Genomic DNA, 16,120 nt, shown 5'->3' with positions numbered 1-16,120 from the left:
CATTTATCGGCGTTGATATACAAACCAGATTCCGGCGCCATAAGTTTCTCTTGAAGCAAAGGATTTTGGCCTGTATGGACCACCCACAATGCCGGGATTAAATTCAATCCGTACAAAAAGCTGTTTATGATAAAGATCATACTCAATCCCAAGAGGAAACATTAGCTGCCATTGAAAGAAGTTTTTTCCTTTCAAAGCAGGTAGAACCGTTGTTTTTGTAAGGCTTCCCCTGCCATTTGGAAGATAAATGCTGCTATCCCATCGTTGATCATAGTTGTTAACTAAGGCAAAACTGCCTTGAGCATGCACACCAGCGAGAAATTGCAGTTTCCCAGAGATTTTGAACCTATGATTCAGGCCAAAATTAACCCCAAAAAATTGTTGATTCTTAGTCAAAGAATATTTGTCAATAACCATCATTGTATCCCCCGGATGATAACGATTTTCAACCGAACCTGCATCTGTGGTCAGTTTACCGGTAATAACAAATCCTGCCTGCAGGGTATGTGTCTTCCAGAACCTCGATGAGGTGCCGGATTTAGAAAATTCAGCGTTGAGATAGAAAGTATGTAACCGGAAGGGTGCAGTGTTACCAGAAAATCCATTGTAAGGTATAGAGTTGAGGTAATCAGTATATGCTTCAGGATTTTTTAGTATCGGTGAGATTGTGATCGGATTGTTACCTACGGGACTGAGTTCAAAAATTCGATATCCGAAGGAGTAATTCTTAATTTTGAATTTTTGTGCGTTAACGTTAATGGATAAGCAAAGTGAAAGAAATAATACTGGTATTGCAGTTAGTTTCAATTTCATAGCATGAGACCATATCAAGTCGTCCACAATGATATATGAATTTTGGCATACGTCAAAAGGAATGATGATTTGAAAAGTTTGCAATCAGAATTTTTATGCGATCAAATTTTTATCATTACACTATCTGCAGCGAGGTCATGAATCGCACGTTTTTCCGGCGAACTGTGAATGGTTAAAAAAGACAGCCAGCCGAGAGCCAGTTTCAATACATACCTCAAGAGCGATTGGAAGATATTTATAGTCGCGTTTAGATCGGTCGATTTGCGGACGCGGATTCCATTCATCCTGTTACCAATAGTTCCACCAAGCGTTGTGCATACTGGTTCATAAACTAACCACAATGTCAAAAACATTACAACTCTGAGCCAGTCTGGCGGGCTCGCCATTTTGTCAAGCAAACCTGTAAAAACAAACATTAGCACGACAATAAAAATGGTGTCGATGAATGTTGATTGTATTCTTGTTTTTAGTTCCGGGTATTGAGTTTCCATGTTAATGTTTTGGACAGACTTCAAAATACATAAAATCATGTCAGTTTTAAAACCTTTTCGGTTAACATAGAATGTTTATTCTTCCAGCGATAAATTGAAGGTTGATAAGAATTATATTATCTTGTTTGATATAGTAATAACAAACGGCATTGCTTCAATTGTTACTCAATATAACATCTTCAATGAAAAGAGTTACAAAATTATCATAATATATATGTCTGATCACTTCGTCGTTTTTCAGAAATTCACTCACCAGGCACAGGCAGAAGAAATCGTGGAATTGTTTCGCTCTGCAGGTATTGACTATCAGCTGGAAGGCACGAAAGCTCCATTTGATCCCACTTTTACTTTCACTTCCTATGAGCCTGAAGTTGAGTTAAAAATTAAACAAAAAGATTTTCAACGGGCAGGGAATCTGTTGGATTCCCATTATCAACAAATGATTAGTGATGTCCCCTCAGATTATTATCTGAATAATTTCTCAGATGTTGAACTACAAGATTTAATTCAAAAGAAAGATGAATGGGGCCAATTCGATTATGTGTTTGCGAAACACCTGCTTGGTGAGCGTGGTTCGGCAATTACCAGCGAAGCGGAAAACGAAATCACTTCACAAAGGCTCCTGGAACTTAAAAAGCCTGCTGAGCTCAGCACTTATTGGATTGTCATCGGCTACGTTCTCGCAGTTATTGGTAGTCTCATTGGATTTTTTATGGCTTTGACTATACTGGTGTTCCGAAAAACGCTTCCGGACGGTGAGTTAATCTTTGGATATGACAAATATTCCCGCAACCATGCTATGGCGATGATGATCATCTCGGGGACGCTGTTGCTGCTGCGATTCTTATTTAATCTGCCCTTGTTTTATGAAATACTTATTCCTTTTTTCTAATCTTCAGATACTCAAATACCACGCAACAGTCACCCAGAACTGTTGGGCCTTGGCTGCCGTATAAAATTCATTGACGCGGTATTCCAATCCAAGCTCAATTTTGCTATTATCCCTGGCGTTATATCCCATCGCACCGGAAGCACGTATTTCCAGATCGGTGTTGGCGCTGGACCAGATCCCGAGGTATTCGTTATTAAATTTTGCATAAAACTCTTTGGGATCAATCGTCCTGCCATTCAATGCCTTTTCGAGACCCAGCCTGTAACGTAGTCTGATTTCAGTTGGCTCGTCTGTACGCAAGGTTTCATCCAACACTACCCGATGGGCCAGCGTTAAGATCTCAAACTTACGTACACTATTAAACTGTTGAATGAAACGATGAATAAATTGACCATCCTCCAGACGGATGAGGTATCCACCACCAATCGAATTGTCTGCAGAAATTTTCCTGGTCAGGACGAGATGAAGATCCGTTCTTTCATAACGAAATTTTTTGCTGGCTTCCTTAGAAGTTTCCTTTTCAGAGAATATCTGTCTCGACTCGAGCTTCGTGTTCAGTTTGAAATCCCTGGGAATTGAGAAGTTTATGTTAACCTGTGTAAGGGTTCCGGCAAGATAGTTCTCCTGTGAAAACAGGCTGTCCATGCCAATGCTAAAAAGCAAACAAAAGATGATAAGTCGCCGCATTAATAAACCAGGTTGTCGACGTTTCGTTGAATAATTTCGTGCATACTTTTAATATTGCCGCTTTGGTCGCAAAGCACCTCATAATACTTTGACAAGTCAGTCTTTTTTGCTCTTAAAATCAGCTCATATTGTATTAATATACCGGCCGGTAACTTTTCATTTACTAGTGCGGCTTTCAATAGATCCCTGCCACCACTCCATTGTGTTTGTGTTTTGACAATTTTGAAAGTTTTGAATTCATCTTTAAACTGTTTCATCATCAGGCTCCTGGTATTTTCTGGCAAGGCATTCAACGGTGTCAAAATTTCTATGTCATGAATTTCACCGGAATTGGAAAATTCAATGCTATATTGTTTTCCGGAATATTTTAATTTAGCTTCAATGCTCGTACCTGTTAAGCTTTCCTCGCCATACCAATGGATTTTTACATTTTTGAAGTATTCATTCACAAAACTCAGTGCGTCCGGATGTATTTGAGTTCCTTTGATGGAATATTCGCGCTCGTATTTCTGCTGAGCTGTGGCAGGTGCCACCCAGAGCATTAATGCCATAAATTGTAATAACCCGAAAATGGAGATTGAATATTTCATCTTAATCCAGTACTTCAAAAATTCGTCCAATGGGAGGTAAAATTAATCTGATTATCCTTCCCTTTGAATTAATACTGCGTTAATAAGCATCTGTGTGAAAAACCAGCTACAAATTCAACTTAAAACAACAGGTACAAACCCATGACTCCAACTATTCCCAAAGAAAATCTTAAGCGTGCAATTGGTATCAGGTCGCTGGCCCTGGCAATTATCAATATCACGGCGGGTTCGGGCATTTTTGTGATCCCTGCGATTATTGCTGAAGGGCTCGGGGCAACAGCGATATTAGCCTATTTGGTTTGTGGGGCATTGATTTTTTTAATTGGATTATGTTTTGCTGAACTCGGTAGCAAAACAAATATCAGTGGTGGAGCATACACTTTTATAGAAAACGCTTTCGGCCCTTATGTGGGCTTTATAGCAAATAATATTTTCTGGTTAGGAGGATGCGTAATGTCAGATGCCGCTATTGCCAATGCGCTGGTCAATACATTAAAGTTTTTTGTTCCTGCATTAGGCATCGAAATCTTCCGGGTATTGATTCTGTTGATTGTATTCGGTGGATTGGCTCTGCTAAATATCCGCAGTGTAAAAAACGGCATACGATTTATTGAGTTTGCCACATTGGGAAAATTGATCCCGATGATTATACTGGTAATTGTAGCCGCCCGATTTGTAGTGCCCTCTAACCTTGCCTGGGAAATTGCGCCTACTGTTAACAATATCGGTACTGCTTCACTGCTGTTGTTTTTTGCTTTTATTGGCCTGGAAGGTCCGCTGAGCAATGGTGGTGAAATGAAAAATCCGAAACGAACCGTGCCCCTGGGCATTTTTCTTGGGTTATCTGCCGTGTTGCTTTTATATATCTGCATCCAAACCGTAACACAGGGAGTATTGGGGTCAAATATCGGGCAATATAAGGATGCGCCGTTAGCCGCCGTTGCAACGATTTCAATGGGACAGGCAGGAGCTGTTTTGATAACTGCGGCTGCTGCACTATCAATGATGGGTGCCCTGGGAGGGGAAATCTTATCTATTCCCAGGATATTATTTGCCGGTGCAAGAGACGGCCTGATGCCAAAGCAATTGGCAAAAGTGCATCCTTTGTTTAATACACCTTATCTCGCGATCGCAGTGTATGCTTTGATTGGATTTGTGCTGGCGGTTTCAGGAGGATTCAAGCAATTAGCCACGATTGCCAGTGCAGCTTTGTTGATCATTTACCTGGGAGTAGTGCTGGCAAGCATCAAACTCCGGAAAACAGAAACAGCAATAACTGATAAAACTTTTCGGGTGCCCGGCGGCGTTATTATTCCAGTTCTCGCAGCAGCAGGAATTCTATGGTTGCTTTCAAAATTAACCAAACCGGAACTCATCGGTATTGCGGGTTTTATTCTGATATTTTCAATTATTTATTTCGTCATGAAACTTGTGAAGAAAAAAAAGATCGCAATAGCTATTGAGTATAAAAAATAAGAATTGTCAAAAAAAAATTACATCATGAAAAGCATTGTTCTATTATTTTGTTTTTGCTCCATTACGCATATTGCATATTCGCAAAAACCACGTGCACGTGATATCGGGATCCCCTTTGATGGGATTACCGGTAAGTATAATGCCATCACAGATGTAAAAGGTGTGGAGGTAGGATACAGTACAATTATATCCGGGCAGGGAAATAATATCCGGGGTAAAGGTCCGGCGCGTACTGGTGTTACGGCGATCTTCCCCCGGGCCAGAAATAACAATCCCGTTTATTCAAACTGGTATTCATTAAATGGAAACGGTGAAATGACGGGTACAACCTGGATTACCGAATCTGGTTTTTTGGAAGGCCCAATAATGATAACAAATACCAACAGTGTAGGAGTAGTGAGGGACGCAGTGCTGAAATGGTATGTAAAGAAAGCCTGGTACAAGGAAAATTTCTGGTATACATATCCGGTGGTTGCAGAAACCTATGATGGTTTTATGAACGATATCTATGGATTCCATGTAAAGGAAAGCAATGCATTTGAAGCTTTAGACAGCGCCACATCAGGTTATATAATGGAAGGTAATGTGGGAGGTGGAACGGGGATGATGTGTTTAGGATTTAAAGGCGGCACAGGAACCTCATCAAGGATTATAAAGATAAATGATTCAAGCTATACAGTAGGTGTACTTGTTCAATCCAATTTTGGTTCCAAACGAAATCTTACTATTGCAGGCGTTCCGGTTGGAAAAGAATTAATAGATACACTGAACTATGAACTGAAAGCACCACCTTCCTATCAACCAGGCGATGGTTCCATTATCGTAGTGCTTGCAACGGATGCCCCGCTTTTACCTCACCAGTTAAAAAGATTAGCTGCAAGAGTGGCAATTGGCGTGGGTAAAATGGGTGGCCGCGGTGAGAACGGATCAGGCGATATTTTCATTACATTTTCAACGGCAAATGCTAGTGCCTTTCAGAGAGAAGATTTTACCAAGGTAGATGTGTTGCCCAATGACCTGATGAATCCTTTGTTTGATGCAACGGTTCAGGCTGTGGAAGAAGCAATTGTGAATGCAATGGTGGCTGCTGAAACAATGGAAGGAATCAATGGTAACAAAGCATATGCATTGCCCCATAAGCAGGTATTGGATGTATTGAAAAAGTACAACAGGATAAAACCCTGAATACACTGCAAGAGAATGAAGGAATCGATGCAAAAAAATTTGACACCTGCAAAAATTGTGAACGTGAATATGACCAGGTAGGTTAAACAAGGTTAGACACCATTGCCCTCACTTCATCTTCATCTGAAATATAAACCTTGCCATAATCTGTAACCCGTTCGTTAATATAAGTCTGCGGATTGACAGCAACTACCCTGGCAGACGAGTGAAACTCAGTAGCCTGCGATTGTTCAGCTAGTTTTTTAATGTTAGAAGACTTAACACCTGCACCTGGCATAATGATTATTCGTCCCGCCGCCTGTTTAACCAGCTTGCCCAGGAGTTCACCTGCATCAGGAGCAGCCGATTCCTGTCCTGAAGTAAGTACCCGTTCGCAGCCGGCCTCAATAATATCTTCAAGTGCCTGGAAAGGATCCGGAGTGCCATCGAATGCCCGGTTACAGGTTACACCCAGAGGTCCCGCCCATTCAACAATTCTTTTCAGCATTTCAATATTAATAGTCGCATCAATATTCTGGGCTCCAACTGAAATTCCATTGCATCCAAGTTCGCGGCAAATCATAATATCATGTTTGATAATATCATACTCATCTTCATTATAATAATAATTTCCGGAGCGCGGACGAATAATCGGGTACAACAATATTGATATTTTTTCTCTTGCCTGTTTGATGGTACCATAGCTTGGCGTAGTGCCGCCTTCAACAGGATTATCGCAAAGTTCTACCCTGACTGCCCCACCTTTCTCTGCAACGATACATGATTGAATATTAAACGCGCAAACTTCAAGAGTCCTTTTTACTGACATTTTTTTTATTGTTTGACGTTTTTCGTGGACTGGAAATTAAGTAGCAGCTACTTTGCTTTAATTGCCAGCTCCAAATGCCGGTGCAGTTTTATCGTACCAGATTCTTTGAGTGCTTAAAGTTGGAAGATCCTGTGCATTGGGAGTAAAGCCCTGGTCGGTCATTGCTTTTTGCCAGTTAGCCCTGTTTGTTTCTCCCGGATCTAAAAGCCAGAACCTTCTTGGGATTGGCTCATTAAATGTTTCTCTTCCATAATAAGCAGACCCTGTTCTTGGATAACCCGTCCGCCTTGAAAAAACATAAGCCTCGTTCGGATTGCGATAGAAGTTAAGATGTTGCTGAATATAAATTCTCTCTTTATCGTTTGTTCCGTTAAGCGCAACATTTGTGCTGGCGAGATAAGCATTAATTTCAGATAAACCATTTCCCGAAAAGCCTGTAGTAGACTGGGCAATTGTGGCAATCTCATTCATTGTGAGAATGGAAGCCCTGATGCCTTTTTCATACCATTCCTTCAATGTGCCTTTTGTATTTACAGTACCTGCATATCCTTTCTGAATAAATTCAGCAATCTGTAAACAGCCTTCTGCGGCACTAACTGCCACTTCTCTATATTGACCACCATCGGGTTTATTGAATTTAGGAGAGAAGAAAAACCTGTTAACCGGTGATATCAGGAAATAATTGGTTACAGAGTTTCCGGGGTTATTGTTGCCAACCGGGAAAGCATTTTTTATATAACCGGCACGTGTAGGGTTTGTAGTAAAATCTGCTGGTCCTCCCTGGTATGCTATCAATGGATCATTGATAGCAATAAACGCAGGAAGTGTTGATCCATATTTTGTTAACGTATCCTTGAAACTTCCTGTAAGTCCGTTCGGTTCAAAATAAATGGGTAATCTCGGATCATTGACTTTCTTCATGAAATCAATGATGGAAGTAGTTCCAAAACGCTGACTTCTATATACTATTTCCCCGCCGCTGCCGAAAGGAAGATACTCCAGGCTCTGGTAGTTAAGCTGGTCTGCGATATCGGTGATCGGTCCTCTTGTATCGGCAAGCACCTGTTGAAAGATTGTCCTGGTCCTGGCATTGTCAACATTTTCAAGCCTTGCAGCAATCCTTAGCTTCAGTGAGTTTGCGAGTTTAATCCATTTTATCCAGTCACCTTTATAAAAAACATCAGCGGTGCCGAATGAATACTGACCTGTCAGTGAATTATCACCCATCGTAGCAATAGCGGCATTGAGTTCATTGAGCCATAAGGCAAACAGGGTTTCCTGGCTGTCGTATTCCGGATCAAAGCGGTTTTCAGTTCTTGCCTTTATTGCATTGATATAAGGAATCGATCCATTCATATCGGTTACTTTCAATGCATGCAGAATACCGGCAACATAAGTCAGCGCTGTGGCTTTTCTATAACTGCTGCTATCTTCTTTCTTCGATATCTGGTTTCTTATTTCAACCAGGTTTGGCAGAACGTCTCTGTAAAGCGTACCATAACGGAGATTTACATTACTTGTAAGTTCATATGGATCGGTAGTGAGATGTTGCGTGAAACGCATTAGCTGCTCCATACTTTCCCAGATCCATTCTGTGTATTGATAAGTAATCATCCTATCTTCCGAATAAGAGAGCAGAAAGCCGATATCAGGATTAATAACAACACTTGGATTGGTGTTAATTTCTCCGAAGTTTTTTCTGCATCCGCCGGCTCCAAAGAGTACAGCGATTATTAAGGTTGCAGAGATATATTTTTTTAGACTTGTCATAATTAAATAATTAGTCGGTTAACCGTTTAGAATGCTGCTCTCAGTGTAAAATTGATGTTTCTTGTTTTTGGCAGGAAGCCATTTTCACCGGAGAAGCCGGTATTGTTTGAACTATTGGAAGCCGGGTTCCAATTGTGGGGTAGTGTCTGATAGACATAAAACAGATCACGTCCGATTACCGCGAATGACAAGTTGTTCAGTTTAAGTTTTTGAACAAATGTTTTCGAAAAATTATATGTCAAAGCTACCTGGCGCAATGATATCCATGAATTTTCCAATACCCAGAAATCAGCTACACCGGTTGAAGACGAACCATAACGATAGAAAAATTGTGGTGTATGTGTCGGTTCAACATAGCCGGCATCATAGGCTTCCTTGAAACTCATTCCACCAACGTCAACCTGCGATCCATTTGGTTGGCTGATCATCTGGCCCGGGGCAAATACACCATCCACAATACGTCCGTCGTCATATTGTTTGTTATCATATTTACTGGTGAAAGTAATACCGCCGCTTTGAGCATCTCTGCCAAATATTGAATTTGGAAAAACACCAGAGTGTGTGCCCTGGCGATAACTCATCAATGCAAAATCACCGCCGATCTTTGCATCGAACAATATATTCAAACTAAAATTTTTGTAAGTGAATGTATTATCCCAGCCGCCTCTGAAGTCTGCATTCATATCGCCAACATCCTGCCATACATTGCTTCGGGCAGGGAAAGCAGCCCTTGCATCAGATCTCCAGGTAAGTATAGGTAAACCGTTTTTTGGATCCGCTACATCGTTTCCGCTGGCATCTTTCGCCTGGTATGCAGACGAATGAATCAATGTTCTGAGTGTGCCATATGAACCGCCAACTATAGCCCATGAACTGATTTCACCTACATCTGTTCCAGGAAGCTGGTATTCAGTTCTGCCGGGATATAATTCGATTATTTCATTCCTGTTCCTCGAATAATTCAGCGCCGTGTTCCATCTGAAATCTGCCGTGGCTATAGGAGTACCATCAATTGTAATTTCAATTCCTTTGTTTTGGATATTACCTGCGTTAATCAAAATTGAAGTTGCTCCGGATTCAAATGGGGCCTCTATAGGTAATATCTGGTTTTTGGTGTTGTCCTGGTAAAACGTGAAATCAAAGCCAATCCTGCTTTTCGCGAACCTCATTTCCAGGCCGAGTTCTCTTGAGAACTTTCTTGAAGGCTGAAGATTTTCTTGTAAAACAAATGATGAATTATAGGTAGATGTTGGAACAGTTCCACCATTTGCGTTGCTGAATCCATTGAATGAGAAACCAGGATTGATCAGGAAAGGATCAGTGTCCGAACCCAGCCATGCAACGTTAGCCCGAAGTTTTCCATAACTGATGAATGCAGGAAGTCCTTTGAAGGCATCAGTGAAGATCCATGATGCACTTAAAGCAGGATAATTATAAAAGTTGTTACCGGTTCCGTCAGAATAAGTCAATGCAGATGACCAGTCACCTCTCCAGGTAGCCTGTAAAAAAACCATGTTCTTCCAGCTGAAATCGGCACTTGCATAAAGCGAGTTGAATTTTTTTGAGCTGCTGATTCCCGCTTCAACAGTTCCCGGGTTTCTTGAATTGGTGATAAAATAATTGCCAGGATAATTTAGCCCGCCTCTTGTTTCATTGTAAGAATAAGAGTTTTCAAAACGTTGTGTTTCTGCTCCGACATATCCGGATACGGCAAAGTCTGAGTTGAATTCCTTATTCATCATCAGCATGGCCTTAAGAAACTTGCTTCTTTTTTGTTCAAAGCCAATACCATACAATCCACCGGCGAATTTTCTCTGCTCTCCCAGTTCCTTATTCTCCTTTTTTATATAGACGTTATTAATGTTTCCTTCAACAAGCAGCTTTGCCCATGAAGTAAGATTTGCGGTTACTGTAATTCTACCGCGGAGCAACTGCTCGTTCTGTAAATATTTGTTTTCAAAAAGACTAAACCAGAATCTTGATTCAGGTGCTTTATTTGGTTCGTCGGGATCATTTAACTGCGGTGTTCCGCCCAATATGCTTGTGTATTTATCTTGTTGCATCCAGTATTTGGTATCATAGTTCCGCGGAAGCATCCATGAGAATAGCTTTCCGAAATTATAAGAAGCGAATGCATCAAGTCCTCCAAGGCGCGGTGGATTTTCCCCTTCAAAATTGCTGTAATATGCGCCAACATCAACCAGGATAGCCTTTGTTAGCTGGTGAGTGGCCCGCATGTCAAAGGCATCTTTTGTAAATTTGTTTGTGGGAACAATGCCTTTACCCTGGTTGTGATTATACGATAGTCTGAAAGTGGATTTCTCAGTCGCTCCGTCCAGGGCTATGTTAGTGTTGGAGCCTAATCCTGTTTGAAAAGCATCCAGGAAATTGTCTGGCTGCGGAAGATATTTCGTTGGCGTGCCATCATAATTTCTCACATCCTGCCCCAGCATACGCGGCCCCCAGTTTTCCAGTTCACGATAAATCTGCCTGTCGATATATTGTTCGCCGGTTGCCGGATCAACCGGGAAAACTTTTGTGGTCCAGGCTTCATCAGGTTTATAATTTGGTTCACGATTATCTGTGAAAAATGCACCAACGGTACCTCCACCAAATTCGTTCTGAAAATCAGGACCTGCATATGGATTGCTGACATTAACCGACTGGGCAACCGAAACGCCGATGCCTTTTCCTGAGGAACCCTTCTTTGTTGTGATCAATACCACTCCATTGATAGCCCTGCTGCCATACAGGGCAGCAGCTGCGGATCCTTTTAATACCGATACTGATGCGAAGTCTTCCGGATTCAGATTTTTAAAATCGTTTCCGAAATCTCTTCCAGTTCCGCTAAAAGTTCCATTATCCATGATCACACCATCTACAACAAATATTGGTTGATTGTTAGTGCCGAGAGTTGAATTACCGCGGATAACTATTTTGGTGTTACCAAACAATCCACCGGCACCCTGGTCTATCTGTACACCTGCTACTCTTCCCTGTAGTGCATTAATAGGATTTATTTCATTCGTTCTTGCTACTTCAGATCCTTTTAATTCAGTAACTGAAAACCCAAGCTGTCTCCTTTGCTTGGTAACCCCTAAGGCAGTGACAACTACTCCACCCAATTCTGTAGTAGCCGGGTTCAGGATAACGGTGATCTTTGTTTCGTTCCCGGTATTTACTTCCTGTGTCTCAAAACCAACCGCAGAAATTTGCAAAATTGCATTGGGGAGAACTGAAAGGGAAAATGTACCGTCAGTACTACTCGAAGTACCATTAGGTGTTCCTTTTTCTACAAAAGAGGCACCCGCGACCGGAACACCTTTATCATCCTGCACCAGCCCTGTAACACTTCTTCTTTGCTGACTAAAACCGGCAATAGTGAACAGTACGAGCATGCAGAAAAGCAAAACACGTGTTGCGTTTTTTCTCATAAACAGTGAGGTTAAGTGATGTGAGCAATATAGTTCCGGTAGGTACCGGCACATAAATCTAGATTTATTTTTAAGTTCCCACCAAAAAAAATTTATTAAAAATGCAGGAAGAGTTAATTGATTTGCTGAAGCCTTCTATCAAAACATAATTTTATTTCAGGCTATATTTACAACAGCAGGAATTATTCATTATATGAAAACGTCAGTTGCTGACAAAATGGGAATTAAGCCAAATTAAAATTCACTTTCCCTAAAAAAGGAAAAGTTTATAATAATAGTTTCGGTAAGTTGAAGAACTGATACGATGTAAACTACCGATATGAGCAAATTGTCAATTATAGATATTACCATAGTTATCTTGTATATGCTGGGGATGATGGTTGTAGGTTATTATTTTTCCCGGAAGAAAAAAAGCTCAGATCAGTTTACAAAAGCCTCAGGCAAAATCCCATCCTGGGCTATCGGTCTTTCTATATATGCTACTTTCTTAAGCAGTAATACTTTTATCGGAGTTCCTGGTAAGGCTTTCGGAAGCAACTGGAATGCTTTTGTTTTTAGTCTTTCATTACCACTCGCAGCCTGGGTCGCTTCTAAATATTTTGTTCCTTTTTATCGAAAAAATGGCGGCGTTTCTGCTTATTCACATCTTGAACATCGTTTTGGCCCCTGGGCGCGAACTTATGCTGTCATTTGTTTTTTACTTACACAATTGGCAAGGATGGGTTCTATCTTCTTTGGCATTGCCCTCGCACTCCAGGCATTAACCGGATATGAAATGTCACTAATAATGATGGTGATGGGACTTTGTATTATTTTCTATACTGTAATGGGTGGCATTGAAGCAGTGATCTGGACAGAAGTAGTGCAGGGTATTATCAAAACTGCGGGCGCAATCCTGATCCTTTACCTGGTAATTGATGACATGCCCGGGGGCGTATCAAAAATTATTGAGATTGGTCAGCAAAACAATAAATTCAGTTTAGGTAGCTTTTCCCCTGACTTTACCCAGTCAACATTCTGGATGGTACTTTTATATGGTTTTTTTATCAACCTGAACAATTTCGGCATGGATCAAAACTATGTTCAGCGCTATCATACTGTTGGTTCGGCAAAAGAAGCTTCCCGTTCAGTATGGTTCAGCGTCTGGATGTATGTGCCCGTATCGTTTTTGTTCTTCGTAATAGGCAGCTGTTTATATGCATACTACCAGGTGAATCCGGAGGCGATTGATATTGTCCGCCTGCAGGTGGCAAAGGAACAATTGGGTTCCAACGCGTCCATGTTGGATTTGTCAGCTTATGCTGCAACTTTAACTCCGGCCGATTATGGCGATAAAATTGTGCCTTATTTTATTGTCACAAAAATTCCGACAGGATTGATGGGAATCATCGTTGCAGCTTTACTTTCTGCCGCAATGAGTACTATCAGTTCCGGTATGAATGCGTCGGCAACTGTATTTGCAGTTGACATTTATAAAAGATATTTCAGACCTGATATGAGTGACAAACAAAACCTGAGGGTATTACACTTTGGCACTATCTGCTTTGGACTGCTGGGTATGGGAACTGGTATCATGATGATTGGTGTGAAGAGTCTGCTCGATATATGGTGGCAGTTGTCAGGAATTTTTGCAGGGGGAGTGTTGGGCTTGTTTCTGCTGGGCATCATCAGTAGAAACACCAGGAATACTGAGGCACTAACAGCAACAATAATTGGTTTGCTGGTGATACTCTGGCTCACATTTTCACCACGTCTGCCGGCAAGCTTTGGTATGCTGCGTAACACACTTCATGTTAATATGGCCATAGTTATTGGAACCTTGTCTATCTTCCTGGTTGGTCTTCTGTTAACGGCGATAAAAAGAAAATAACCTGGTTCAGCAGGTACTATAAACCAAATATAATGAAGGCCATCAAAAAAGGGTTTGTTCCGGTAATGATCACTCCTTTCCATAGTACAGGAGAGATTGATTTCGATGGCCTGACCAGCTTGACCGAAAGATACCTCGAAGCAGGTGTCACGGGTCTGTTTGCCAATTGCCTTTCAAGTGAAATGTTTGATTTAAGCGAGACGGAAAGATTGCGACTTGTAAAACACGTAATTAATATAGTGAATGGTACAGTGCCCGTCATGGCTACTGGAACTTTTGGGGGGTCAATTAATGAACAGGCAATTTTTGTAAAAAAAATATATGATCTTGGAGTTGATGCAGTTATTGCGATTACAAATATGCTGGCTACCGAAGACGAACCCGATGTTGTTTTTGAAGAAAGAGTGTTTCAGTTATTTCAACACACATCAAATATCCCAATGGGTTTATATGAATGCCCCAGTCCATATAAAAGAACGATCAATGCCTGCCAGTTGAAACTGTTTGCGGATACCAGCCGGCTTATCTATCTTAAAGATACCTGCCTGGATATTGAACAGGTAAAACAAAAACTAAATGCTACCAAAGACTATATTCAATTTGGATTGTATGATGCTTATATGGTTCATGCGATTGAGTCACTAACAGCGGGTTCGGCAGGTCTTTCATGCATACAGGGAAATTACTGGCCAGAGCTCATCGTCTGGATATGTGATAATTATAAAAATCCGGATGTTGCAACTGAGCGAACTATGATCATGGATTTCTTAAAAAAAAATATGCAATTGATGCATGATGTTTATCCCGCTATAACAAAATACTACTGGCAGAAAAGAGGTATGCCTATTACAACCTTTACGAGGCAAAAGGTTAGTGAATTATCTGCAGCGGTTATTATGAATATAAACAGGCTTCACGACGAATACACTGCAATGGTGAACGAACTCAATCTTGGTATCAAAATTTAATAGCTGAATTCAAGCGAGGTAAAATATATAATCGGTATTTTTTAAAAGCATTATTATGATTAAATACATCGGTACATTCTCCCTGTCTGTTATCCTGCTGTCGCAAGTGCTGACAGCTCAAACAAAAGAATCGAAAAATTTATATGTGAAGGAATTTATTTATGACACGGCATCTTTTCCCAGTTGTCACGCTTCAACGATAGTTGAAACTCCTGCGGGATTGATCGCTGCATGGTTTGGTGGTAAACACGAAAAGAACCCTGATGTGGAAATTTGGTTAAGCCGAAAAATAAATGGTAAATGGGAGAAACCTGTATCAGTTGCAAATGGTGTCCAGTCTGCGACCACTAGGTATCCAACCTGGAATCCGGTGTTGTTCCAGTTACCTTCAGGTCCTTTGTTGCTTTTCTATAAAGTAGGACCCAATCCGGTTGAGTGGTGGGGAGAAATCATACGCTCTGAGGATAATGGTAAAACCTGGTCAAAACCCGAAAAACTTCCCGATGGTATACTTGGCCCGATTAAAAATAAGCCGGTATTACTCGCTGATGGCCGATTGTTGAGCCCAAGCAGTATCGAATACAAAGACGGACGTTGGTTGGCGCATGTTGAAGTCTCAGTTGATAAGGGCAAAACCTGGACAAAAACTGAACCGATTAATGACGGTCAGCATTTTAATATCATTCAGCCAAGCATACTCATTCATCCTGGTAATACACTTCAGTTGTTAAGCAGGAGCCAACAAAATCGAATAGTCGCTAACTGGTCGAATGATAACGGAAAAACCTGGCTGGCACCGGTTCTTACTGATCTGCCGAATCCTAATTCCGGCACAGACGCTGTAACACTGAAAAACGGATTGCATGTTTTGGTTTATAATCCGACTGAAAAAGCGGCTGGCAAATGGGGTGGACTCAGAAGTCCGTTAAATGTAGCGGTATCAAAAGATGGGCAAAAATGGACAGACATAATTGTGCTGGAAAACGAGCCAGGCGAATATTCATACCCGGCTGTGATAGAATCCAAAGATGGTTCAGTTCATATTACTTATACATGGAACAGGAAAAAGATTATGCATGTTGTTATCAGCAATAGTCAACTGAAAAATGCTGTAGCCGTCAAATCCTGATTTTGCA

The 16,120-nt window shown here is 41.1% G+C and carries 13 protein-coding genes; 6 read left to right on the top strand and 7 right to left on the bottom strand.

Features of this window, described 5'->3' with window-relative positions; translation table 11 throughout:
• Nucleotides 1-3: 3 nt before the first annotated feature.
• The gene (locus VK664_RS06700; protein WP_461397857.1) at nucleotides 4-813 is read right to left on the bottom strand and encodes a hypothetical protein; all 810 of its coding nucleotides are present in this window, start codon (nucleotides 811-813) and stop codon (nucleotides 4-6) included.
• A 101-nt stretch (nucleotides 814-914) separates the two neighbouring features.
• Nucleotides 915-1,304, bottom strand: coding sequence for an RDD family protein (locus VK664_RS06695; protein ID WP_461397856.1), 390 nt, complete (start codon nucleotides 1,302-1,304; stop codon nucleotides 915-917).
• 214 nt (nucleotides 1,305-1,518) lie between these two features.
• Between VK664_RS06695 and VK664_RS06690 the strand changes: the two genes are divergently transcribed.
• Complete coding sequence (locus VK664_RS06690; protein ID WP_461397855.1) at nucleotides 1,519-2,196, top strand: hypothetical protein; 678 nt, start codon at nucleotides 1,519-1,521, stop codon at nucleotides 2,194-2,196.
• A 3-nt stretch (nucleotides 2,197-2,199) separates the two neighbouring features.
• Here VK664_RS06690 and VK664_RS06685 read toward each other — a convergent pair whose 3' ends face one another.
• Both VK664_RS06685 and VK664_RS06680 read right to left on the bottom strand, forming a co-directional pair.
• Nucleotides 2,200-2,883: a DUF2490 domain-containing protein gene (locus VK664_RS06685; RefSeq protein ID WP_461397854.1), complete on the bottom strand. Its 684-nt coding sequence runs from the start codon at nucleotides 2,881-2,883 to the stop codon at nucleotides 2,200-2,202.
• Complete coding sequence (locus tag VK664_RS06680) at nucleotides 2,883-3,434, bottom strand: hypothetical protein (RefSeq protein ID WP_461397853.1); 552 nt, start codon at nucleotides 3,432-3,434, stop codon at nucleotides 2,883-2,885. The genes VK664_RS06685 and VK664_RS06680 overlap by 1 nt, the downstream gene beginning before the upstream one ends.
• Nucleotides 3,435-3,614: 180 nt before the next feature.
• On the opposite strand from VK664_RS06680, the gene VK664_RS06675 reads away from it, so the two are divergent.
• Complete coding sequence (locus VK664_RS06675) at nucleotides 3,615-4,949, top strand: APC family permease (protein WP_461397852.1); 1,335 nt, start codon at nucleotides 3,615-3,617, stop codon at nucleotides 4,947-4,949.
• 24 nt (nucleotides 4,950-4,973) lie between these two features.
• A complete protein-coding gene (locus VK664_RS06670) occupies nucleotides 4,974-6,134 on the top strand; it encodes a DmpA family aminopeptidase (RefSeq protein ID WP_461397851.1) in 1,161 nt (386 codons plus the stop codon).
• 82 nt (nucleotides 6,135-6,216) lie between these two features.
• Here VK664_RS06670 and VK664_RS06665 read toward each other — a convergent pair whose 3' ends face one another.
• The 3 genes from VK664_RS06665 to VK664_RS06655 are packed head-to-tail and all read right to left on the bottom strand — an operon-like array spanning nucleotide 6,217 to nucleotide 12,146.
• Nucleotides 6,217-6,942 (bottom strand): copper homeostasis protein CutC, encoded by a 726-nt coding sequence (locus VK664_RS06665; RefSeq protein ID WP_461397850.1) that lies wholly within the window; start codon nucleotides 6,940-6,942, stop codon nucleotides 6,217-6,219.
• A gap of 57 nt (nucleotides 6,943-6,999) precedes the next feature.
• Entirely contained in the window at nucleotides 7,000-8,712 is a 1,713-nt protein-coding gene (locus VK664_RS06660; protein ID WP_461397849.1) for a SusD/RagB family nutrient-binding outer membrane lipoprotein, read from the bottom strand.
• A gap of 26 nt (nucleotides 8,713-8,738) precedes the next feature.
• Nucleotides 8,739-12,146 carry a SusC/RagA family TonB-linked outer membrane protein gene (locus VK664_RS06655; protein WP_461397848.1) on the bottom strand — a complete coding sequence of 1,136 codons (3,408 nt, stop codon included), beginning with the start codon at nucleotides 12,144-12,146 and terminating at the stop codon, nucleotides 8,739-8,741.
• Nucleotides 12,147-12,465: 319 nt separating this feature from the next.
• Between VK664_RS06655 and VK664_RS06650 the strand changes: the two genes are divergently transcribed.
• Genes VK664_RS06650 through VK664_RS06640 form a run of 3 tightly spaced genes read left to right on the top strand, consistent with a single transcriptional unit; the run spans nucleotide 12,466 to nucleotide 16,113 of the window.
• Nucleotides 12,466-14,016 (top strand): sodium:solute symporter family protein, encoded by a 1,551-nt coding sequence (locus VK664_RS06650; RefSeq protein ID WP_461397847.1) that lies wholly within the window; start codon nucleotides 12,466-12,468, stop codon nucleotides 14,014-14,016.
• Nucleotides 14,017-14,048: 32 nt separating this feature from the next.
• Entirely contained in the window at nucleotides 14,049-14,984 is a 936-nt protein-coding gene (locus VK664_RS06645) for a dihydrodipicolinate synthase family protein (protein WP_461397846.1), read from the top strand.
• 55 nt (nucleotides 14,985-15,039) lie between these two features.
• Nucleotides 15,040-16,113: a sialidase family protein gene (locus tag VK664_RS06640; protein WP_461397845.1), complete on the top strand. Its 1,074-nt coding sequence runs from the start codon at nucleotides 15,040-15,042 to the stop codon at nucleotides 16,111-16,113.
• The last annotated feature ends 7 nt before the right edge of the window (nucleotides 16,114-16,120 follow it).

It is taken from the genome of Flavitalea sp. (assembly GCF_035489435.1).
GTDB lineage: Bacteria > Bacteroidota > Bacteroidia > Chitinophagales > Chitinophagaceae > DATHKG01.
This window is presented reverse-complemented; position numbering and strand designations above follow the sequence as displayed.

Excerpts from the sequence above, each read along its gene's own strand:
- VK664_RS06700 (WP_461397857.1), bottom strand. The coding sequence starts at position 813 with ATGAAATTGAAACTAACTGCAATACCAGTATTATTTCTTTCACTTTGC.
- VK664_RS06695 (WP_461397856.1), bottom strand. The coding sequence starts at position 1,304 with ATGGAAACTCAATACCCGGAACTAAAAACAAGAATACAATCAACATTC.
- VK664_RS06690 (WP_461397855.1), top strand. The coding sequence starts at position 1,519 with ATGTCTGATCACTTCGTCGTTTTTCAGAAATTCACTCACCAGGCACAG.
- VK664_RS06685 (WP_461397854.1), bottom strand. The coding sequence starts at position 2,883 with ATGCGGCGACTTATCATCTTTTGTTTGCTTTTTAGCATTGGCATGGAC.
- VK664_RS06680 (WP_461397853.1), bottom strand. The coding sequence starts at position 3,434 with ATGGCATTAATGCTCTGGGTGGCACCTGCCACAGCTCAGCAGAAATAC.
- VK664_RS06675 (WP_461397852.1), top strand. The coding sequence starts at position 3,615 with ATGACTCCAACTATTCCCAAAGAAAATCTTAAGCGTGCAATTGGTATC.
- VK664_RS06670 (WP_461397851.1), top strand. The coding sequence starts at position 4,974 with ATGAAAAGCATTGTTCTATTATTTTGTTTTTGCTCCATTACGCATATT.
- VK664_RS06665 (WP_461397850.1), bottom strand. The coding sequence starts at position 6,942 with ATGTCAGTAAAAAGGACTCTTGAAGTTTGCGCGTTTAATATTCAATCA.
- VK664_RS06660 (WP_461397849.1), bottom strand. The coding sequence starts at position 8,712 with ATGACAAGTCTAAAAAAATATATCTCTGCAACCTTAATAATCGCTGTA.
- VK664_RS06655 (WP_461397848.1), bottom strand. The coding sequence starts at position 12,146 with ATGAGAAAAAACGCAACACGTGTTTTGCTTTTCTGCATGCTCGTACTG.
- VK664_RS06650 (WP_461397847.1), top strand. The coding sequence starts at position 12,466 with ATGAGCAAATTGTCAATTATAGATATTACCATAGTTATCTTGTATATG.
- VK664_RS06645 (WP_461397846.1), top strand. The coding sequence starts at position 14,049 with ATGAAGGCCATCAAAAAAGGGTTTGTTCCGGTAATGATCACTCCTTTC.
- VK664_RS06640 (WP_461397845.1), top strand. The coding sequence starts at position 15,040 with ATGATTAAATACATCGGTACATTCTCCCTGTCTGTTATCCTGCTGTCG.